The organism is Pseudomonas sp. FG98, from assembly GCF_057808595.1.
The window spans coordinates 59,806-80,907 of the sequence record NZ_JBMDIJ010000009.1 but is presented as its reverse complement, the minus strand read 5'-3'; the positions used below and the strand labels follow the sequence as shown (position 1 = coordinate 80,907).

Here is a 21,102-nt window from a genome sequence, read left to right as displayed (position 1 = left end):
CATGCAAGCGCCGGTCATCACCATCGACGGGCCGAGCGGCTCGGGCAAGGGCACGGTGGCTGGCCTGCTGGCCCGGCGCCTGGGCTGGAACCTGCTGGATTCGGGGGCTTTGTACCGTCTGCTGGCGTTTGCTGCGAGCAACCATGGTGTCGACCTGACCAACGAAGAGCTGCTCAAGGCCCTGGCTGCGCATCTGGATGTGCAGTTCCTCGCTGCGGAAGAAGGTCAGTTGCAGCGCATCATTCTCGAGGGTGACGATGTCAGCAATGACATCCGCAACGAGCATGTCGGCGCTGGAGCTTCCCAGGTCGCCGCGCTGCCGGCAGTGCGTGAAGCGCTGCTGCAGCGTCAGCGCGCTTTCCGCGAGACGCCGGGCCTGATCGCCGATGGCCGGGACATGGGCACGGTTGTGTTTCCCGATGCGCCCTTGAAGATTTTCCTGACCGCCAGCGCCGAGGAGCGGGCACGCCGACGCTACCTCCAGTTGAAGGCGAAAGGCGATGATGTTAGTCTGCCGAGTCTGCTGGATGAGATCCGTGCACGCGATGAGCGTGATACCCAGCGTTCGGTGGCCCCGCTCAAGCCGGCGGCCGACGCAATACAGCTGGATTCCACGGAGCTGTCCATCGAGCAGGTGCTTGAACGCATTCTGAGCGAAGTCGCTTTGCGCGATATCGCCGGATGACCCGGGCCGGTTGCAGGATCACCAGTCAACGTCCTGCAGGCGGCCCTTACTATGAACGAAACCCACATTGTCTGGAGTGTGGCTGATGGGCGGATTTATCGCCCGAATCTACAGGAATTAAAATGAGCGAAAGCTTTGCAGAACTCTTTGAAGAAAGCCTGAAAACCCTCAACCTTCAACCAGGTGCGATCATCACCGGTATCGTTGTCGATATCGACGGTGACTGGGTTACTGTCCACGCTGGTCTGAAATCCGAGGGCGTCATCCCGCTCGAGCAGTTCTACAACGAAGCTGGCGAGCTGACCATCAAGGTCGGTGACGAAGTTCACGTTGCGCTGGACGCGGTGGAAGACGGCTTTGGCGAAACCAAACTGTCCCGTGAAAAAGCCAAGCGCGCCGAGTGCTGGATTGTTCTGGAAGCAGCTTTCGCCGCCGAAGAAGTGGTCAAGGGCGTTATCAACGGTAAGGTTAAGGGCGGCTTCACTGTCGACGTTAACGGTATCCGTGCGTTCCTGCCGGGCTCCCTGGTTGATGTCCGCCCTGTGCGCGACACCACCCACCTGGAAGGCAAAGAGCTGGAATTCAAGGTCATCAAGCTGGACCAGAAGCGCAACAACGTTGTCGTTTCCCGTCGCAGCGTCCTGGAAGCCGAAAACAGCGCCGAGCGCGAAGCTCTGCTGGAATCGCTGCAGGAAGGCCAGCAAGTCAAGGGTATCGTCAAGAACCTCACCGACTACGGCGCATTCGTGGACCTGGGCGGCGTAGATGGCCTGCTGCACATCACCGACATGGCCTGGAAGCGTATCAAGCACCCATCGGAAATCGTCAACGTTGGCGACGAGATCGATGTCAAGGTTCTGAAGTACGACCGCGAGCGCAACCGCGTTTCCCTGGGTCTGAAGCAACTGGGCGAAGACCCATGGGTTGCTATCAAGGCTCGTTACCCAGAAAGCACTCGCGTCATGGCGCGCGTCACCAACCTGACCGACTACGGCTGCTTCGCTGAGCTGGAAGAAGGCGTTGAAGGTCTGGTGCACGTTTCCGAAATGGACTGGACCAACAAGAACATCCACCCGTCGAAAGTCGTTCAGGTTGGCGACGAAGTGGAAGTCATGGTTCTGGACATCGACGAAGAGCGTCGTCGTATCTCCCTGGGCATCAAGCAGTGCAAGTCGAACCCATGGGAAGACTTCTCTGGCCAGTTCAACAAGGGCGACAAGATCTCCGGCACCATCAAGTCGATCACCGATTTCGGTATCTTCATTGGTCTGGACGGCGGCATCGACGGTCTGGTTCACCTGTCCGACATCTCCTGGAACGAAGTGGGCGAAGAAGCCGTACGTCGCTTCAAGAAGGGCGACGAGCTGGAAACCGTCATCCTGTCGGTTGATCCAGAGCGCGAGCGCATCTCCCTGGGTATCAAGCAGCTGGAAGACGATCCGTTCTCCAACTACGTTTCCCTGAATGACAAAGGTGCAATCGTCAAGGGTACCGTCAAGGAAGTCGACGCTAAAGGCGCCGTCATCACCCTGGCCGACGACATCGAAGCTACTCTGAAGGCTTCCGAAATCAGCCGTGACCGCGTTGAAGACGCGCGTAACGTCCTGAAGGAAGGCGAAGAGATCGAAGCCAAGATCATCAGCGTTGACCGCAAGTCGCGCGTGATCAACCTCTCCATCAAGTCGAAAGACGTTGAGGAAGAGAAAGAAGCCTTCGAAAAAGTTGCCAAGTCGGCCGAGGCTCCTGCCGCGACCCTGGGTGACCTGATTCGTGAGCAAATGGCCAAGCAGAACTAAGTTCAGCTTGATCAAAAAAAGGCGACTTCGGTCGCCTTTTTTTATGCCTGAAATTTCAGTTGGTTAAGGCCGGCCCTTGTGGCTGCGGGCTTTCCGGTGTGGTGTTTCATTATTCAGTTACTGAATTTCCGTGCAAGTCAATAAGTGAGCTGTTCAAATTCACCAAGCCATGCTAAAACCAATGGAGGCAATGACCTAGCTGCTTGATACAGAAGGGAAAAACATGACGAAGTCGGAGCTGATCGAACGTATTGTCACCCACCAGGGGCTGCTCTCATCCAAGGATGTCGAGTTGGCCATCAAGACTATGCTTGAGCAGATGTCCCAATGTCTGGCCACGGGGGATCGCATTGAGATCCGGGGCTTTGGCAGTTTCTCTTTGCACTATCGTGCGCCAAGGGTCGGGCGTAACCCGAAGACTGGGCAGTCCGTTACTCTTGACGGTAAGTTTGTGCCTCACTTCAAGCCGGGAAAAGAGCTCAGGGATCGAGTGAATGAAGAGGAGCACACGTTTGATTAGCGGACGAAAGGGGAATGCTTGTGAGGAACTTTAACCGATTGGTTTTTGTCGTATTGCTGCTCCTCATTTCTGCGATGGTGCTAATTTTTGTGCTGGAGAATCAGGTTGCGACCAGTTTGAGTTTTCTTGGTTGGAGTCTTCCTTCTCTATCATTGGCGGTATACATCCTAGTAGCTTTTTGCGTGGGGCTTGTGTTTGGTTTTGTGGGTGCTTTTTATTCATGTTGGCGTTTGAAAAAAAATCAACCAGAGTGAGCTGTTTTCTGTGCTTTGATTTACATCGCTTGCCGATAGCTGTTGTTGTCGGTTTGCGTGGGTGGGCTATAGTTTTTATGAGAGGCGGGCTCAGGGTGCGGTTTGCATAAATTAATATGGATGTTATTGAGAAAAATTATCATTGGAAAAAATTATGCAAAGTGAACCGCCTCTGACTGGCTCTATTGGGGAAATTGATTTTCGCGATTTGGTGTTTGTATATTGGAAGCAGAAACTGTTAATTGCCTTTAGTGGTTTTATATTTTTCTGCTTTTCGATTGTGTATGTTTGTTTCAGTGTTTCTCATTATGATGCCAAGGCATTTATAGTTCCTCCGGCGCAAAGCGATATTGCCAATTTCAACTACGGTCGGACCAATGATACCGAATTGAAGCGGTACTCGGTAAAGGATGTTTATGATGTCTTTCTGCGGAACTTGCATGGTGAGTTTCTGCGACGAGAATTTTTCGAGGATCGCTATCTTCCTTCGCTGTCGTCGAGCGAGCGGGATAGGCCGGTAGATCTTTTATATGGCGAATTTTCAAGGGTGCTTACTGTATCTGGCCCTGTCGGAGATCGTTATGTACTCACTGTTAGGAATCGGGACCCGGCATTGTCGAAGGCTTGGGCGGAAGAGTACCTCAGTCGTGCAGGGGCTGCTGCAAAAGCGGAGATGATAAAGAACGTTTCGGAGGAGGCGGAAGTCAGAGCGCGAAATCTTGCGCAGAAAATCAATACTTTGCGCGATAGCGGTCAGAAGGTGCGTGAGGATCTTATTGTTCAGTTGCGTGAGGCGCTGCAGATTGCGCATGCGATTGATTTGGAGACGCCGCCGCTGATCTCCAGCTTGTTGTCCTCTGAAGTGTCGGCCGAAATGTCGGGTGAATTGACTTATATGCGTGGAAGCAAGGCGCTCGAGGCTGCCATTGGGACGCTGGAGGCGCGAAAGTCCGACGATCCGTTTATAAAGGGGTTGCGCGAACTGCAGGTTGCCTACAGCTTCTACAAAAATCTTGAGGTTAAGCCTGAGGTAGTGGAAGTTTATCGTCTCGACGGTCCTATTGAACTCCCGGATGAGCCAGTCGGCCCGAAAAAAATCGTGATCATTACATTGAGTTTGTTTTTGGGGGTGCTTGTAGGATTCCTCATTGTAACTTGTCGTGTGTTCTTGTTCCGCCGGGTCTAAGGGCTGCCGTGTTATCGGTGTCAGGCGGGGGTTCAGGCAGCCCTCCCTTGCGTCGAATCCGATAGTAGGGGGCGACAAGCAATTTGCTGTCGCTTTTACCGAGGGTGAAAGCGATGCTTTGGCTGGCTGCTGGTAGAGGCTCTGGTTGCGGCTCTGCACCTGCGAGGCCCTTTGCAGAGCCTTCTGTGTCGTCGGACATCTCCGTGTCTAGCCTGTCGATAGTCCAGTCGCTGGGTCTTTATGAATCTTGCTGTTACCTATCTCTTCCCTCCCTGTTGTGCCTGATTCCTCGTGGTCAAGCACTTTCTTGATTTATTTTGGAAACTTTTCATTCAAACCTTACTGCCATTATGGTAATTTTCGCGGCTCGTCGGTTCTATTGCAGTTCGCTCGAGTAACAACTTCCCGTACAGGTTACAGTTGGAGCGCAGGTCTACTCGGGCGCTATGGCCTCTGCTTTTGCCTCGACAGTGGCACGCACGCCGATTTCTAGGAGAGAAAAATGTCGAAAAGAATTCTTGTGACCGGTGGCGCTGGCTTCATCGGTTCTCACCTGATTCCCAAGTTGATTGCGTCTGGTTATCAGGTGCGTGTTCTGGACTCGCTTTCTCCCCAGATTCATGGCGTGATCCCTCGTGATCTTGAATGGTTGTCTGGGGAAGGCATCGAGTTTCTGCGTGGTGACGTAACCCAGCGCGGTGACTGGGAATCGGCCCTGCCGGGTGTCGATGCTGTCGTTCACCTCGCCGCCGAAACCGGTACCGGCCAGTCGATGTACCAGGTGGCTCGTTATAACGAAGTCAATAGCCAGGGCACTGCTCTCATGTTCGATGTTCTTGGCAAGATGGAAAGCCATCAGGTCAAGCGCGTTGTGCTTTCGTCCAGTCGCTCTATCTACGGTGAAGGTGCCTACGTGCACCCGCAATCGGGCGCACGAGTCTACCCGTCCGCGCGCAGTGGTGAGCAACTGAAAAATGGCCAATGGGAGCCGGTTTGCCCCGACACTGGTGCTGCGTTGCAACTGGTTGCTACTCATGAGTCGGATTTGGTTTCTCCTGCCTCCATCTACGCTGCGACTAAATATGCCCAGGAAGATCTTGTGCGCATAGGTTGCCAGTCCATGGGAATTGGTTACGCGATTTTGCGTCTGCAGAACGTCTATGGTGAGCGCCAGTCTCTGAATAATCCTTACACTGGCATTCTTTCTATTTTCTCCACGAAAATCCGCCGTGGTAGCGAACTGCCGCTATTCGAGGATGGTGAGGAAAGTCGCGATTTTGTGCATGTTGAAGATGTTACCGACGCTCTGCTGGCAGCAGTGGTTGTCGACCAAGCACCAAACACCGCTGTCAATGTCGGCAGTGGCATCGCTACCTCAGTGCGTACCGTAGCTGAGGAACTGTCCAGGGCATTTGGAAAAGCCCCGAATGTGGTTGTCACCGGTCAGTTTCGTATTGGCGATATTCGTCATAATTTCGCTGATATTTCCCGCTTGCAGAACCTGCTTGGCGTAACGCCCAAAATTTCGCTCGCTCAGGGATTGGAGCGCTTTGCGCAGTGGGTAAGCAGTCAGCCGCTGCCTGAGGATCTGTTGGAAAAAGCCAATCAGGAACTGCGCGAACGGAAGTTGATGAACTGAAGGTTTTCCAATGAACTCGGATGAAATTGGGCTGTTTCGCTTGCTGTCCATGGATGTCAGTCGCCACCGGGAATTGTTTGGCGCTCGCCCGGACGTATCCCGGCTCAGGCTGTGTCTTGGCATGCTTTCGCCCCGCTTTGCGCCGGTGTTGCTCTACCGCTTGGCGTATAGCAGCCAACGTTGTCGGTTGTCCCCATTGGCGAAGATTTTTTCAATGCTGAACTTCATGTTCTTCGGTATTGAAATCGCGGTGAACTGTAAAATTGGCCCAGGGTTGTTTTTCCCTCACACCCAAGGAACAGTCATCGGTGCCTATCGCATCGGCAGTAATGCGATTATCTATCAAGGTGTGACAGTCGGAGCGCGAGATCTCGATTTTACTTATGACGAGGATCATCGTCCGGTATTGGGTGACTGCGTTATGTTGGGCGCCGGAGCGAAGGTGCTTGGCGGTATCCGGGTGGGCGATGGTGTAACTGTTGCCGCGAATGCTGTATTGCTGATGTCGGTACCGGACCACTGTGTGGTGGGCGGGGTTCCGGCGAAGATTCTCAAGACGCGGAATGGAATGGCGTGAAGTATTCACTGGCTAACAAGAAAGTGCTCTTCGTAGCTCCTCAGTTTTTTGGCTATGAGCAAGAAATCAGAAGTGAGATCGAACGACGTGGAGCACGAGTCGACTTTCTTCTTGACCGACCTTTCACGTCTCCATTTCTCAAGGCTGTTACTCGCTGGCGCCGCCAGTGGGTAATGTCGGCCGCTGATCGCTACTACCGTGCCAACACGAATTTTAATGCTGATTATGATTATGTGTTCGTGGTTAATGGGCAGACGCTCTCCGCGGAGATACTCGAGGAGTGGCGCAATAGTTTTAAGAATGCCAAGTTCTTCCTCTATATGTGGGACTCGTTTGGTAATCGAAAAGATGCGATTAGCAACTTGCGATATTTTGATCATGTCTTCACCTTCGAGCAGGGTGACGCCAGTAAGTACAACATCCATTTCAGGCCTTTATTCTTCTCCAGAGGCTTCGAGGCAGGAGCGGATGTTCCCGTGCAGTGGGATATCAGCTTCGTGGGTACTGCCCATAGCGACCGCTATGCCGTTGCCTCGAAAGTAGCCAAGGGGCTCGGCAGCGAGGTTCGAGCGCACTGGTATCTATTCCTTCAGGCAAAATGGGTTTATTGGGCGTACCGGCTAATCAATCCTGGGTTCCGTCCTGCCAGGCTTGCCGATTTCAAGTTCACCCCCTTGACCAAGGCAGACGTACAGCGAGTATTTTTCGGGTCAGCCGCAGTGCTCGATATTGAGCATCCTCGGCAAACCGGGTTGACCATGAGGACACTGGAGACGCTGGGTGCTCGGAAGAAATTGGTGACAACCAACGCGAGTGTGCAGTCGTACGACTTTTTTTCATCAAGCAATATATGCGTTATCGATCGAAACGATCCTGTTGTGCCGGAAGAGTTCTTGCGGACGCCGTATGTGGATGTTGAGCGGTCTATCTATGAGCGCTATCGGCTTGAGGGTTGGCTGGACGAAATACTCGAGAAGGAGCTGGGATGAAAACTCTGCTTGTCGAGGGCGTCTTCTTGGATAAGTGCAGCCTCTATTGCTCTTCAGCGCACGTTGCGGGCGAGGGTGTTGGTTGCAGTCCGATGACACAGTTTCCTTTTGCCGTGGTCAAAATGGATTTTCCAATTTTACGAAAATCAGGTTTAACCCAATGAATCTCTGGCTTGTTCTCCCTTTGGTGGCCGGTGCCTCGCTATTGATAACTGGTGCGTTGCGACGTTATGCGCTTTCCACGAGTCTGATTGATATCCCCAATGCGCGTAGTTCCCATACAGTGCCGACGCCAAGGGGAGGTGGCGTTGCGATCGTTCTGAGTTTCCTGGCGGCACTTCCTCTCGGTTGGGTGCAGGGGGTACTGTCGCTCGAAGCCATGCTCGCACTGTTGGGCGCGGGAGCATTGATCGCGATTATCGGCTTCATGGACGACCACGGCCATATCGCCGCGCGTTGGCGTTTGCTAGGGCACTTTACCGGGGCGGCTTGGGCGCTGTTCTGGTTGGGTGGATTACCAGCGTTGAACGTATTCGGCTTCGTTCTGGACCTGGGCTGGTTGGGGACCTTGTTGGCTGCGGTCTATCTGGTATGGATGCTCAATCTTTACAATTTCATGGACGGCATTGATGGACTTGCCAGTGTGGAGGCGATGTGCGCCACTCTTGGTATGTGCGCAATCTATCTGGTTACGGGGCATTTCGCGCTGATTTGGCCTGCATCGGTCCTGGCGCTCGCAGTCGCCGGTTTTCTGTTCTGGAACTTTCCGCCCGCTCGCATCTTCATGGGCGACGCCGGGAGTGGGTTTCTCGGGATCGCCTTGGGTATCCTGGCACTGCACGCTGCCTGGTCGGATAGCCAGTTGTTCTGGGCTTGGCTGATTCTGCTGGGCGTGTTCATAGTGGATGCCACGGTGACTCTGGTTCGCCGCCTGATGGCTGGCCAGAAAGTCTACGAAGCTCATCGAACCCACGCATATCAGTATGCTTCCCGCAGCTATGGAAAGCATTTGCCGGTGACTCTCGGGGTTCTTCTGATCAACCTGTTATGGTTGCTTCCGATGGCTTGGGTTGTAGCATGTCAGGGTGTGGATGGTATCGTTGGATTGCTCGTTGCCTATGCCCCGCTGGTTGTCCTTGCAGTCAAGTTCGGTGCCGGGAAGCCTGAGAGTTAACCCGCTGGGTTGGGATATGTCGCGGTCTGGATGGGCCGTTTGAACTACAGCGAAATCGTTTAAAGATTGGAAGTAGTAATGATGCTGGAAGGGGTTATGGACAGGTTCAGGGCTAAATTGCTTGGGTTGCCGCGCAAGCTAAAACGGTTGATGCAGGTATCTGCCGATATCGTGCTGGTCTGGTTCGCCCTGTGGTTGGCGTTCGTGGTCCGCCTCGGTATCGATGAAATGATCAACCCGATGGTCCAGCATGGGTGGCTGTTCATTGTGGCGCCGGTGATTGCCATTCCCCTTTTCATTCGTTTCGGTATGTATCGAGCGGTGATGCGCTACTTCGGCAACGATGCGCTGGTGGCGATCATCAAGGCCGTCAGTCTGTCATCGCTGATCCTTACGCTCGCTGTATATTGGTACAGCAGTCATCAGGCAGTGGTTCCCCGCTCGATCATTTTCAACTACTGGTGGTTGAGCCTGATCATGATCGGTGGATTGCGCCTGGCCATGCGTCAGTACTTTCTGGGTGACTGGTTCTCCGCGACCCAACATGTTCCATTCTCCAACCGGGACGATGGCCTGACGAAGGTCGCGGTTTATGGTGCTGGCGCCGCTGGCAACCAGCTTGTCGCTGCCCTGCGCATGGGGCGAGTGATGCGTCCTGTAGCCTTCATCGATGACGACCCGAGCATCGTTGATCATGTGATTTCAGGATTGCCGGTGTATCACCCGGAAAATATCCAGAAGCTCATCGACGTACCAGGGGTCCAGGAAATCCTGCTGGCCATTCCTTCCGCAAGTCGTGCACGTCGGCGCGAAATCCTCGGACATCTTGAGCGCTTTCCGCTTCATGTCCGCAGCGTTCCTGGTTTCATGGATCTCGCTAGTGGCCAGGTCAAGGTCGATGATATCCAAGAGGTAGATATCGCCGATCTTCTCGGGCGTGACTCGGTACCCGCCCAGGAGAGTCTTCTGGAGCACTGTATCAAGGGCAAGTCGGTACTAGTGACCGGCGCTGGTGGTTCCATCGGCTCTGAACTATGCAGGCAGATACTGGGCTGCCAGCCAACTACCCTCTTGTTGTTCGAACACAGCGAATTCAACCTGTACAGTATTCTCAGCGAGCTGGAGCAGCGCGTTACCCGTGAGTCGCTGGCGGTGAGGGTTCTGCCGATTCTGGGTTCGATCCGCAATCCGGATCTGCTCCTCGACATTATGCAGACCTGGCATGTAGATACTGTTTACCATGCGGCAGCTTACAAGCACGTGCCAATGGTTGAGCACAACATCGCTGAAGGTGTGCTTAACAACGTTATTGGTACGTTGAATACTGCTCAGTCTGCGTTGCGTGCAGGCGTGTCAAACTTTGTGTTGATCTCCACGGACAAAGCCGTTCGTCCGACGAACGTCATGGGTAGTACCAAGCGTTTGGCTGAGATGGTGCTGCAGGCGCTGAGCAAGGAAGTGGCGCCTGTGCTGTTCGGGGAAAATGGCAACGTGGCCCAAGTCAACAAGACCAGATTCACGATGGTGCGCTTCGGCAACGTCCTGGGCTCATCCGGCTCGGTGATTCCGTTGTTCCACAAACAGATCAAGGCCGGCGGTCCGTTGACCGTGACCCACCCTAAGATCACCCGTTATTTCATGACCATCCCCGAAGCTGCACAGTTGGTGATTCAGGCCGGCTCCATGGGGCAAGGTGGGGATGTGTTCGTGTTGGACATGGGGGAGCCGGTGCGGATCGTCGAGTTGGCTGAAAAAATGATCCATCTATCGGGTCTCAGTGTTCGCTCCGAAAAAAACCCTCATGGTGACATCTCCATCGAGTTCACCGGCTTGCGCCCCGGCGAGAAACTTTATGAGGAGTTGCTGATCGGCGAGAACGTGGTCGTAACACCTCATCCGATGATCATGAGCGCCAACGAGGACTACCTGGCCTGGGAGGTTCTGAAATTGCGGATTCAGGATCTGCTTGTGGCAGTCGGGGGCGGCGATTATCCGAAGGTTCGCCAGTTGCTGCGCGAGTCAGTCAGTGGTTACACGCCTGATGGCGACATTGTCGATCTGATCTATCAGCAGCGTCGCCAGGATCCCTGATCATCTTGCGGCGGTTGCCATCCCTGAGCGGCCCTGCATGCAGCCGCCGCTTGTCTTCTGTGTGGAAGTGCTGCCAGGCAAAACCCAAGCGCATGATTTCAAAAGGGTGGTAGCGGTGGCAGAATGCTCAAGCTTTAGGGGGGCAGACAGGTCTCGGTGCGTCCTTTTTCGCTTAGTAAACACCCGTACAGCTTGATCTGCTTTGAAAAAGCGAAGCTGAAGTTTAATTTCCAGGGCAGGTGCGACACGTGAGTAGTGTAACCAGAATTCCAAGCATGCATGAGCGTGGCGAGCTTGACTTGTTCTCTCTCTTCAGAGCCATGTGGCGGCAAAAGAGCTTGATTCTCTTTGTCATGCTCCTGTTTACAGTATTGGCATCGTTGTATGCGTTCCTTGCCACTCCCGAATATCGTGTGAGCAGCACTCTTCGCCCGACCCAGATAAAGGCACTGGACGTTATCAACCGATCACAGATTTACAGCCTGTCTCCTGAAACAGCACTGCAGCGAGTCTATGCGGCGCTGGAGTCATATGAGAACCGCCTGGCGTTTTATCGGGCTAATCCAGAACTTTTTGAAAATATAAAGGACTCTGGAAAAACGCCTGAGCAAAACTTCGAAGAGTTCAACCGTAATGCGCTTCGCGTTATGAGAGATGACAGCGCGACCAGTGGTACTACCTCGGTATTGCTGGAGTTGAATTACTCCAGCAAGGTTGATGGTGTGCAGTTGCTCAACCGCTTTGTGGATTTCACGCTTCAGGCTCAGCGTGCTAGCCTCGAGTCGGACTTCGACGGGATTCTGGCTAACCGGCTAAGCGAGATCGAAAAATTTATCGTTAATGCCCGCACTTCCTATGCGTTCGATAAGGACTCCAAGATCGCTCGCCTTGAAGAAAGCGATGAAATCCGTCGTGCTCAGTTGCAGGATGAGTTGGCTGCACTTCGCCGGCAATTGAAAACGCTCCGTAAAGATCGAATTGCCCAACTGAACGAAGCGATCACGGTTGCTCGTTCCCTGGGGATCAAAAAGCCAACGACACCATCTTCGCTAGGTGAGTCCGACGCGAAATCTTTTTCAGGTGTAAGAACCGAAGTCAACAATCAGGCGATTCCCTTGTACTTCATGGGCACAGACGCTCTTGAGGCAGAGCGCGCAGCCTTGAATCAGCGTGGTTCGGATGAATTCACTGACGTACGTGTTTCTCAGATCGCCAAAGAGCTGCAGATGCTTCAGGTCAACCGTGAAGTTCAAGCGTTGAAGAGTCGTACAAACGAAGACCTCTATATCGACATTGATGCTCAGCGCAAGGAGGCCCTGCGTCTTAAAGCGTTGAGTATCGATGTCGGCGATGTGCAGCTTGTCGACGTCGACCGCCGTGCTGTTCAACCAACATCGCCGCTCAAGCCCCAAAAGGCTCTTGTGATCGCGTTGGGCGCATTACTTGGTTTGATGTTTGGTCTTGGGGTCGCAGGAGTTCGAGAACTCGTACGCCTGATGTCGGTTACTCCACAAAATCTTGACCTGAGCGGGCCTGTATTGCCTGCCGCAAAAGCCAAGGTGTTGCTGGACTGACAGAGCTCGCTCACCAACACTGTTCGATCATCATTCGAATCAGACCTTTCCAGGGCCGTCCACGATGGCCCTTGGTGCAAAAATCGATAGGAGGTAGACGTCTTGAAACTCACACAAACTCGTATTCCAGACGTGGTTATCCTGGAGCCCAGCATTTACACGGACGACCGTGGCTGGTTCATGGAGAGCTTCAACGAAGCGCGTTTTCACTCCGAGTTGCAAGCTCTGGGTCTTCCAACGCCCCGGTCCTTTGTCCAGGACAATCAGTCGTGCTCCAAGGTCGGGGTGGTCCGTGGGCTTCATTATCAAAAGCCGCCACATGCTCAAGGTAAATTGGTCCGTGTCGTTCAAGGCGCTGTTTTCGATGTTGCGGTAGATATCCGCAAGGGCTCGGCGACCTTCGGTCAATGGGTCGGCGTAGAATTGAATGCGTCGAACAAGCGCACGCTGTGGATTCCAGAAGGTTTTGCCCATGGGTTTGTCGCTCTAGAAGACGACAGCCACGTTCTGTACAAGACCACGGATTATTATGCCAAGCAGTCTGAGGGCGCGATTCTTTGGAATGACCCTGACCTGGGCATCGAGTGGCCACAGCTGGATCACTTGATCATTAGTGAAAAAGATCAGGAAGCATCGCTGTTTTCCCAAATCGAGGGTGTATAAAGATGAGTCTGGTCAATTTGATTGAACTCCAGACTCATGGGGATGAACGGGGAAGCCTTGTCGCGATCGACGACGGTACTGTCGTTCCTTTTGCCGTAAAAAGGGTTTATTACCTGTACCACACGGTAGAAGGCGTTAGTCGTGGTTATCACGCGCACAAGAAATTGAAACAAGTAGCGATCTGTGTATCCGGGAAATGCAAAATGATTCTGGATGATGGTCAGGTTCGCGAAGAAGTATGGCTCGATCGCCCGGACAAGGGGCTGTTGATCGATGGCATGATCTGGCGTGAAATGCACGAATTCAGCAAGGACTGCGTACTGCTGGTTCTTGCTAGCGAAGTTTACGATGAAAGCGATTACATTCGCGATTACGACAGTTTCCTGGCAGCTCAAGGCATGCAGGTAGGCTGATTTGTCATTGGGTTTCGAGCTTCTGTAGCCCGTTTCTCACTGTATTAATGGAGTTAACCTGCGCTTGACTATACTCGCGCGGGACTGGAGAACAGCATGGTTTCTTTTTTGGACCTCGCCGGTGTAAACAAGCAGTTGCGGAGTGAGCTTGTCGAGGCGGCAACCGAAGTGATCGATTCGGGTTGGTATATTCACGGTCGTAAGCTTGCGGAGTTTGAAAAGCAATTCTCCGATTATTGTGGCGCACGCCATTGCATCGGCGTTGCCAATGGTCTCGATGCCTTGATCCTGACCATTCGTGCCTGGAAAGAACTCGGCAAGTTGAAGGATGGCGACGAAGTGATCGTCCCGGCCAACACCTATATCGCCAGTGTCCTTGCCATCACTGAAAACAATCTGGTGCCTGTTCTCGTCGAGCCGGATGCACGGACTTTCAACCTTTGCCCTGAAGGTGTCCGCCAGGCAATCACCGCGAGAACTCGACTGATTCTCGCGGTCCATCTGTATGGGCAACTGGCCCCGATGCCTGAGTTGGTGGCCATCGCCAAAACGCACAACCTGCTGATCCTGGAGGACTCTGCCCAGTCCCATGGCGCTTCCATTGATGGAAAGAAAGCTGGTGCATGGGGTGATGCCTCCGGATTCAGCTTCTACCCTGGCAAGAACCTCGGTGCGCTCGGCGATGCGGGTGCTGTCACCACCAACGATGACGAACTGGCCAAAGTCATTCGCGCCCTTGGTAACTATGGTTCGCACGAGAAGTACAAGAATCTCTACGAAGGCGTGAACAGCCGGCTTGATGAAATCCAGGCGGCGATGCTCAGTGTGAAGCTGAAATATCTGGATGCCCATACCCGGCATCGTCGCAACATCGTCACTCAGTACCTGCAGGGCATCAATAACAGCGCGATTCAGTTGCCATTGCCAACCGATACTGATGTTCTTGCTTACGAGCAACATGTTTGGCACTTGTTCGTCATCCGTTGCCAGAACCGTGACAAGTTGCAGGCGCACCTTGCCGCACACGGGATCCAGACTATCATTCACTACCCAATTCCTCCTCACAAGCAGGGGGCTTACAAGGACATGAATAATTTGTCCTTCCCATTGACCGAGGCCATTCATCAAGAAGTGCTGAGCTTGCCGCTTAGTCCGATTCTGGATGTTGCCGATGCGGAAAAAGTCATCGCTGCCTGCAACAGCTTCCAGCTGTAGAGTGTTGCTGATCCATGACACTCATTAAAACCAGTATGCTGAATGGCATTGCTGTACTTGTGAAAATGCTGACCTTGCTGGGTATCAACAAGATACTTGCGGTTTACGTCGGGCCGGCAGGTTATGCCGCCCTCGGGCAGTTTCAGAATGCCGTGCAGATGATTACCACCTTTGCCAGTGGTGCGATCAACACCGGGGTGACCAAATACACCGCGGAGTATCATGATCAGCCTGACGAACAGCGGGTTGTATGGCGCACCGCCGGCACCGTCGCGCTAGTGGGGTCGCTGATCACGTCCCTGGCAATCGCGCTGCTCAATCAGCAGTTGGCATCCTGGTTTTTGCAAGACGAGGAGTACGGTGGTGTATTCCTGTGGTTTGCCGCAACACTCACGCTGTTCACGTTCAACACTTTGCTGCTGAGTATTCTCAATGGCAAGAAAGAGGTGTTGTCTTATGTGTTCGCCAATATAGCCGGGAGTCTGTTCGCGTTGTTCGCGACAGCACTCATGACTATCATTTATGGTCTATATGGCGCACTTGTCGCGCTGGCTATATATCAGTCCCTGGCCTTTTTCGTCACACTGTGGATCTGCCGAAAAGCAGCCTGGTTCAAGCTTGGTTACTTGCTTGGCGGGATTGAGAAACGTGCGCTAATTAACCTCTCCAAGTTCACTCTGATGGCCCTGGTTTCTGCTGTCAGTGTGCCAGTTAGCCATATTCTGGTGCGTAATCAGCTTGGCGATAGCTTTGGCTGGGAAGCTGCTGGTTTCTGGGAAGCGCTATGGCGTTTGAGTTCTGCCTATCTCATCGTGGCGACGACCACCTTGAGTGTCTACTTTTTGCCGCGGCTCTCGGAACTCAATGATCCGGCCATGCTGCGTCGCGAGATTCTCAATGGCTACCGGCTGATCCTTCCTTTGTCCATGGCGTGCGGGCTTTTCGCCTATGTCTTCCGTGACTTGATCATTGGCTTGCTGTTCACGGCAGAGTTTCAGCCCATGCGCGAATTGTTTGCCTGGCAGATGGTCGGAGATACCTTGAAGATCGGTAGCTGGCTCCTGGCCTATTTGATGCTGGGCAAGGCGATGGTCAAGCGCTTCATCCTGTTTGAGATAACGTGCGCAGCACTGTTCGTGCTGTTGACCCGTCTGTTTACCGATTGGATCGGCCTGCAGGGTGTGGCGCTTGCGCATGCAGCGACTTATTTATTTTATTGGCTTCTGGTTGGCACCGCGACGGTACCGTTGATGAAAGCCAAACCTAACGCAGGAAGTGATGTGTGAGCAATTACTCTCCAAAAGTATCGGTCATGATTGTGACCTATAATCAGGAAGATTTGATTGGTGAGACGATAGACAGTGTCATCTTGCAAGACTATCCGAATCTGGAAATTGTCGTTGCCGACGATGCTTCCACGGACGGTACTCAGGCCGTTATCAAGTCGTATCAGGAAAAGTATCCGCTGCAGATAAAGCCTGTGCTGAATCCGGTAAACCTGGGCATTACCGGTAATTGCAATGCAGCCCTTGGTGCCTGCACAGGGGAGCTCGTAGCCATGATGGGCGGTGACGATCTTATTTTGCCTGGAAAGATCGCAGCACAGGTGAAACTGTTCGAAGATCCCGAGGTGGTGCTTTCTTATCATCCGGTAGAGATCTTCCTTCATCAGACTGGCGAGATTCTCTTTACCAGCAATACCACCGAAAAAGAAAGAATCAACGATGTCTACGACCTCATCACCAAGGGCGGGATTCCCGGGGCATCCTCCGTGATGGTTCGACGTTCCGCCTGTCCTGCACATGGCTTTGATCCGAGTTTCCCTGTCGTTTCCGACTGGATCTTCGACCTTGAGGTTGCGATGAAGGGCAAGGTCGTAGAGTTGCCCGGTGTCTATGGCAAATACAGGAAGCATGGGCGGGGTGCCAGCGACCGTACGTTTGAGTTGCTGGATGAGTCGTTGCGTACTCTGGATGTCATCAGAAAACACTACCCGGATGATCGGAAACTTGAGGAGGCCTGCCAGCGCGGCGGATATCGCTATGTGCTAGGTGAGGTGTATCGCCAGGTAATCAAGCGCAATCCGGAAAAGGTCAGGCAGTTGCGGCCATACCTGCTTTCATATTGTTCAGGCTTCAAACGCTTGTTGACTGGTGCGGCAATCGGCTTACTTTCCAATCCTTTGGTAATGAGCATGACGGTGGGTTTGCTCCAGCGCTTGCGGACGACCTTGAAGCGTGTTGCGTAAATTTCACGCAGCACATATAGAGTGAGCAGGTAATAACAACCCCTATATTTGCTGCTGCGCGAGACGGAGAGCGTCTATTCGCCAGATGGTGAATAGGCGCCTGGTTCTATCAGCAGCGTCGACTCGATCACCAAACGGGTCGTCCAGGAGCTTCGATGCGTGTGGTTGAATCCGGAATGCAACAGCCTGTCGTCAGGATCGGCTTTTTTGGCAAGCTGTTCTGCTTGTGCTTTCTGCTGGCGCCGATTCTTGCCAATCTGAATGGGATCGGAAAATTCTCCGTTGGCGACCTGGCGGTGTTTTGGTGTCTGGTCATCGGTGCCTTGTCACTGCGCAAGATCGATATTGTCTGCATGGCTGGCCTGACCGCGATCATCGCCCTGTCCTGCGTATCGGCCTTCTTCTACATAAGCGACTATCCAGAGGGCGTCTTCGTACTGGCTAGGATGGCGCTTTATATTTCGGCGTTCTTCATTTTTCTGGCCGTATGCCGCCGGCCGGATTTTTCTGCGTGCCTGATCAGCAGCTATATGAAGCTCTCGGTCGTCTTCTCGCTGATGTTGATCGTCCAGGTCCTGGCCTACCATTTGTTTGGTGTGGTGTTCGCCTATGTCGATACACCGCTGGACATCCAGCCGAACTCGGTACTTGGGCTGGATATCGCAACGCAGGGCTTCCGCAGCGGTGGCGTGTTCAAGGAACCCAGCTACTTTGCGACCTTCGTTGCGCCTGCGTTGATCTACACGGCAGCGTGTAAGCGTTACTGGTTGTGGGGGCTGTTCAGTGCAGCAGTCTTGCTGTCGACCTCTGCACTGGGGTTCATTTTCATCGTGCTATCGCTGATGCGCTTTGTCAGCCCACTATATGTGGCGATTCTGTTGCCGTTTGCCCTGGTTTTCGCCGGGTTGGTCTTGTCGGGGGTGATACCGATTTTGCCCGTCCGTGTCATGGAAACCCTGGAAGGGGGGGGCAGTCTCTCCATCCGTGTCGTGGAGCCGTTCACCCGGGTGTTCGTCGATAGCCAAAACCTTTTCCTGCCGAATTATGAGGCCTTGAGGGATTTGGCCAATCCCGGGATTGCTGCGGGAATCTGGTTCAATTCCTTCACCTACTCGGTGGTGGTCTACGGAATACTCGTGCTGATCCCGCTGGTGCTCATGTTCCTGGCGATTGGCCTGAGCAGTCTGCCACTGGCGATAATCCTGCTGGTTACGGCCAATGGTTTGACCAACCCTTACTTTGTAGTCGCCATCGTTTCTTTGAGCATTCTGATCCAAAGCCTGAGGTTGCGCGGCGAAGGCTTACCGCCTGGAAAAACTGAAGTACTCTGAAAAGCTCGACGAGCTGGCAGGGCCGTTTCCGGTGCATTTTCAGGCAAGCACAGGTGCCTGGTTTTACCTTGTAACTTTTTGATCGTTCAAGGAATTTGATCTTCTTCTATGAGGGGCTAACTTGATTCAGGCAGCCAAGGAAACGCTGCCTAGTCATTCGTTCTTCTAGGAGTTCCAACCATGCGCCACACCTACTTCGCTTCGCTTGTCTTCGCCCTGATCGGCGCCTTCTCCCTGCCTCTCAGCGCCGCGCCCGATACCTCGGCACCCGTCCCTGCGGTAGTAGCAGAGCAACAGCAAGTCGCCCTCGACCTTAACAAGGCGGATGCCTCCACACTGCAAAGCCGGCTCAGTGGCATCGGCAAGGCCAAGGCCGAAGCCATCGTCGCCTATCGCGAGGAGCACGGTGACTTCGCTTCGGTGGACGAACTGCTGGAGATCAAGGGGATCGGCAAGGCATTGCTGGAGCGCAACCGCGACCAGTTGACGGTGAACTGAAGCCACCGGAGGCTGGAAGGCCGATCCTTGCGATCGGCCTTTTTGGCAGGCGGCAGGGCTAACGGTCCTGCGCCTCCTTGGCATCCATCTCCGCATTACGTTCGTGGATCCGTCGCAACTGTTCATCCGTCAATGGCAGCTTCTTCGCGGTGTCCCTGAGCATCATCAGGCCACCCACGATCGAGCCGATCGCCACCAACAGAATCAACCAGGCATACCAGGGCATGGTGCTCTCCTTCGGACGGCAAATTAGGCCGTACCTGTAATATCGAGTAAAACTTGACCGAATTGGTTCCATTATAGGACCGGCCGCGTGCGAGGCTAATTCGTGATCGGCGGCCCCCGCTACAGCGCCGCATCGTTTACAATGCGCGCCGTTTTCGACTTGCCAAGAGACCCTGCACATGTCCGCCTGCCAGACGCCCCTGATTGTCGCCCTGGATTTTCCCACCCGTGACGCTGCCCTGAAGCTGGCCGATCAGCTGGACCCTGCGCTGTGTCGGGTGAAGGTCGGCAAGGAGCTGTTCACCAGCAGCGCTTCCGGCATTGTCGAAACCCTGTGCAGCAAGGGCTTCGAAGTCTTTCTCGACCTGAAATTCCACGATATCCCCAACACCACGGCGATGGCGGTCAAGGCCGCCGCCGAGATGGGCGTGTGGATGGTCAACGTGCACTGTTCCGGTGGCCTGCGCATGATGTCGGCCTGCCGCGAGGAGCTGGCCAAGCGCAGCGGCCCGCAGCCGTTGCTGATCGGCGTGACCGTGCTGACCAGCATGGAGCGTGAGGACCTGGCCGGTATCGGCCTGGATATCGAACCGCAGGAGCAGGTGCTGCGCCTGGCGGCCCTGGCCGAAAAGGCAGGCATGGATGGCCTGGTCTGCTCGGCCCTGGAAGCGCCGGCCCTGAAAGCTGCGCATCCGTCCCTGCAACTGGTGACTCCGGGTATCCGTCCGGCAGGCAGCGCCCAGGACGACCAGCGTCGCATCCTTACTCCGCGTCAGGCGCTGGATGCCGGTTCCGACTACCTGGTGATCGGTCGGCCGATCAGCCAGGCGGCCGACCCGGCCAAGGCGCTGGCGGCCGTGGTTGCGGAAATCCGCGGTTGATACGAAAAACGGGGCTCGCTACAGAGCCCCGTTTTGTTTCACACCTTCAGCACCAGCTTGCCGAAGTTTTCCCCGCTGAACAGCTTGAGCAGTGTTTCGGGGAAGGTCTCCAGCCCCTCCACCACATCTTCCTTGCTCTTCAGCTTGCCGCTGGCCAGCCAGCCGGCGATTTCCTGGCCTGCCGCCGCATACTGGCTGACATAGTCCATCACCACGAAGCCTTCCATCCGCGCACGGTTGACCAGCAGCGACAGGTAGTTGGCCGGGCCTTTCACCGCCTGCTTGTTGTTGTACTGGCTGATGGCACCGCAGATCACCACCCGGGCCTTGAAGTTCAGGCGGCTCAGCACCGCATCGAGGATCTCGCCGCCGACGTTGTCGAAAAATACATCAACACCTTTCGGGCACTCGCGCTTCAAGCCTTCCAGCACGTCTTCGGCCTTGTAGTCGATCACCCCGTCGAAGCCCAGTTCGTCCGTCAGGTACTGGCACTTCTGTGCGCCACCGGCGATCCCCACCACGCGGCAGCCCTTGATCCTGGCGATCTGCCCGGCAATGCTGCCCACCGCGCCGGCGGCACCGGAAATCACCACGGTCTCGCCGGCCTTGGGCGCGCCGACATCGAGCAGGGCGAAGTAGGCGGTCATGCCGGTCATGCCCAGGGCTGAAAGGTAACGGGGCAATGGCACCAGCTTCGGGTCGACCTTGTAGAAGCCCTGGGGCTCGCCGAGGAAGTAGTCCTGCACGCCCAGCGCGCCGTTGACATGATCGCCCACGGCGAACTTGGGATTGCGTGAGGCAACCACCTCGCCAACCCCCAGGGCACGCATCACCTGGCCCAGTCCGACTGGCGGGATGTAGGACTTGCCTTCGTTCATCCAGCCGCGCATGGCCGGGTCGAGGGACAGGTACAGGTTCTTCACCAGCACCTGGCCGTCGGCGGGTTCGCCTACCGGTACCTGTTCGAAGCTGAAGTCGTCTCGGCTCACCGCGCCCACCGGGCGTTTGGCGAGCAGGAAGCGGCGATTGGTCTGGGCAGTCATGAAAGCCTCGCGAAGGATTGGGCAAAAGCTTTGTGATAGACCCTTGCAGCCTGCTCGGCAAGTTCGCCCGCCGTAGCGAATACCCGAGCATCCAGCAAGA

The 21,102-nt window shown here is 54.5% G+C and carries 22 protein-coding genes; 20 read left to right on the top strand and 2 right to left on the bottom strand.

The window, feature by feature from the left end:
• Position 1: 1 nt before the first annotated feature.
• The 19 genes from cmk to ACODSK_RS09180 all read left to right on the top strand — a co-directional run bounded on the left by cmk (position 2) and on the right by ACODSK_RS09180 (position 18,853).
• Complete coding sequence (gene cmk, locus ACODSK_RS09270; protein WP_489015624.1) at positions 2–685, top strand: (d)CMP kinase; 684 nt, start codon at positions 2–4, stop codon at positions 683–685.
• A gap of 122 nt (positions 686–807) precedes the next feature.
• Entirely contained in the window at positions 808–2,481 is a 1,674-nt protein-coding gene (gene rpsA, locus ACODSK_RS09265; RefSeq protein ID WP_489015537.1) for a 30S ribosomal protein S1, read from the top strand.
• Positions 2,482–2,704: 223 nt separating this feature from the next.
• Positions 2,705–3,001: an integration host factor subunit beta gene (ihfB, locus tag ACODSK_RS09260; RefSeq protein WP_489015535.1), complete on the top strand. Its 297-nt coding sequence runs from the start codon at positions 2,705–2,707 to the stop codon at positions 2,999–3,001.
• Between the two features lie 14 nt (positions 3,002–3,015).
• On the top strand, positions 3,016–3,255 hold the full coding sequence (locus ACODSK_RS09255; RefSeq protein ID WP_489015533.1) for a lipopolysaccharide assembly protein LapA domain-containing protein: 240 nt from the start codon (positions 3,016–3,018) through the stop codon (positions 3,253–3,255).
• Between the two features lie 154 nt (positions 3,256–3,409).
• Positions 3,410–4,441, top strand: a complete 1,032-nt coding sequence (locus tag ACODSK_RS09250; RefSeq protein ID WP_489015531.1) for a Wzz/FepE/Etk N-terminal domain-containing protein — start codon at positions 3,410–3,412, stop codon at positions 4,439–4,441.
• A gap of 502 nt (positions 4,442–4,943) precedes the next feature.
• A complete protein-coding gene (locus tag ACODSK_RS09245) occupies positions 4,944–6,080 on the top strand; it encodes an NAD-dependent epimerase/dehydratase family protein (RefSeq protein WP_489015529.1) in 1,137 nt (378 codons plus the stop codon).
• Positions 6,081–6,090: 10 nt separating this feature from the next.
• Positions 6,091–6,657 carry a serine O-acetyltransferase gene (locus ACODSK_RS09240; RefSeq protein WP_489015527.1) on the top strand — a complete coding sequence of 189 codons (567 nt, stop codon included), beginning with the start codon at positions 6,091–6,093 and terminating at the stop codon, positions 6,655–6,657.
• The gene (locus ACODSK_RS09235; RefSeq protein WP_489015525.1) at positions 6,654–7,646 is read left to right on the top strand and encodes a WaaS/CpsH family glycosyltransferase; all 993 of its coding nucleotides are present in this window, start codon (positions 6,654–6,656) and stop codon (positions 7,644–7,646) included. The genes ACODSK_RS09240 and ACODSK_RS09235 overlap by 4 nt, the downstream gene beginning before the upstream one ends.
• Positions 7,643–7,810: a hypothetical protein gene (locus ACODSK_RS09230; protein ID WP_489015523.1), complete on the top strand. Its 168-nt coding sequence runs from the start codon at positions 7,643–7,645 to the stop codon at positions 7,808–7,810. The genes ACODSK_RS09235 and ACODSK_RS09230 overlap by 4 nt, the downstream gene beginning before the upstream one ends.
• Positions 7,807–8,820 carry an MraY family glycosyltransferase gene (locus ACODSK_RS09225; protein ID WP_489015521.1) on the top strand — a complete coding sequence of 338 codons (1,014 nt, stop codon included), beginning with the start codon at positions 7,807–7,809 and terminating at the stop codon, positions 8,818–8,820. The genes ACODSK_RS09230 and ACODSK_RS09225 overlap by 4 nt, the downstream gene beginning before the upstream one ends.
• 96 nt (positions 8,821–8,916) lie before the next feature.
• Entirely contained in the window at positions 8,917–10,911 is a 1,995-nt protein-coding gene (locus ACODSK_RS09220) for a polysaccharide biosynthesis protein (protein ID WP_489015622.1), read from the top strand.
• A gap of 248 nt (positions 10,912–11,159) precedes the next feature.
• Positions 11,160–12,485, top strand: a complete 1,326-nt coding sequence (locus ACODSK_RS09215; RefSeq protein ID WP_489015519.1) for a Wzz/FepE/Etk N-terminal domain-containing protein — start codon at positions 11,160–11,162, stop codon at positions 12,483–12,485.
• A 102-nt stretch (positions 12,486–12,587) separates the two neighbouring features.
• Positions 12,588–13,148, top strand: coding sequence for a dTDP-4-dehydrorhamnose 3,5-epimerase (gene rfbC, locus ACODSK_RS09210; protein WP_489015517.1), 561 nt, complete (start codon positions 12,588–12,590; stop codon positions 13,146–13,148).
• Between the two features lie 2 nt (positions 13,149–13,150).
• Positions 13,151–13,561, top strand: a complete 411-nt coding sequence (locus tag ACODSK_RS09205) for a sugar 3,4-ketoisomerase (protein ID WP_489015515.1) — start codon at positions 13,151–13,153, stop codon at positions 13,559–13,561.
• Positions 13,562–13,657: 96 nt separating this feature from the next.
• On the top strand, positions 13,658–14,776 hold the full coding sequence (locus tag ACODSK_RS09200) for a DegT/DnrJ/EryC1/StrS family aminotransferase (RefSeq protein ID WP_489015513.1): 1,119 nt from the start codon (positions 13,658–13,660) through the stop codon (positions 14,774–14,776).
• A 14-nt stretch (positions 14,777–14,790) separates the two neighbouring features.
• A complete protein-coding gene (locus tag ACODSK_RS09195) occupies positions 14,791–16,062 on the top strand; it encodes an O-antigen translocase (RefSeq protein WP_489015511.1) in 1,272 nt (423 codons plus the stop codon).
• A complete protein-coding gene (locus tag ACODSK_RS09190; RefSeq protein ID WP_489015509.1) occupies positions 16,059–17,024 on the top strand; it encodes a glycosyltransferase family 2 protein in 966 nt (321 codons plus the stop codon). The genes ACODSK_RS09195 and ACODSK_RS09190 overlap by 4 nt, the downstream gene beginning before the upstream one ends.
• A 155-nt stretch (positions 17,025–17,179) precedes the next feature.
• Complete coding sequence (locus ACODSK_RS09185; protein WP_489015507.1) at positions 17,180–18,355, top strand: hypothetical protein; 1,176 nt, start codon at positions 17,180–17,182, stop codon at positions 18,353–18,355.
• A 180-nt stretch (positions 18,356–18,535) separates the two neighbouring features.
• Complete coding sequence (locus ACODSK_RS09180; protein WP_489015505.1) at positions 18,536–18,853, top strand: ComEA family DNA-binding protein; 318 nt, start codon at positions 18,536–18,538, stop codon at positions 18,851–18,853.
• Positions 18,854–18,911: 58 nt separating this feature from the next.
• On the opposite strand, the gene ACODSK_RS09175 is transcribed toward ACODSK_RS09180, so the two are convergent.
• Entirely contained in the window at positions 18,912–19,079 is a 168-nt protein-coding gene (locus ACODSK_RS09175; protein WP_489015503.1) for a DUF2897 family protein, read from the bottom strand.
• Positions 19,080–19,257: 178 nt separating this feature from the next.
• Between ACODSK_RS09175 and pyrF the strand changes: the two genes are divergently transcribed.
• Positions 19,258–19,959: an orotidine-5'-phosphate decarboxylase gene (gene pyrF, locus ACODSK_RS09170; RefSeq protein ID WP_186656029.1), complete on the top strand. Its 702-nt coding sequence runs from the start codon at positions 19,258–19,260 to the stop codon at positions 19,957–19,959.
• 38 nt (positions 19,960–19,997) lie between these two features.
• Here the strand turns inward: pyrF and ACODSK_RS09165 are convergent, their stop codons facing one another.
• Complete coding sequence (locus tag ACODSK_RS09165; RefSeq protein ID WP_489015501.1) at positions 19,998–21,002, bottom strand: NADP-dependent oxidoreductase; 1,005 nt, start codon at positions 21,000–21,002, stop codon at positions 19,998–20,000.
• Between the last annotated feature and the right edge of the window lie 100 nt (positions 21,003–21,102).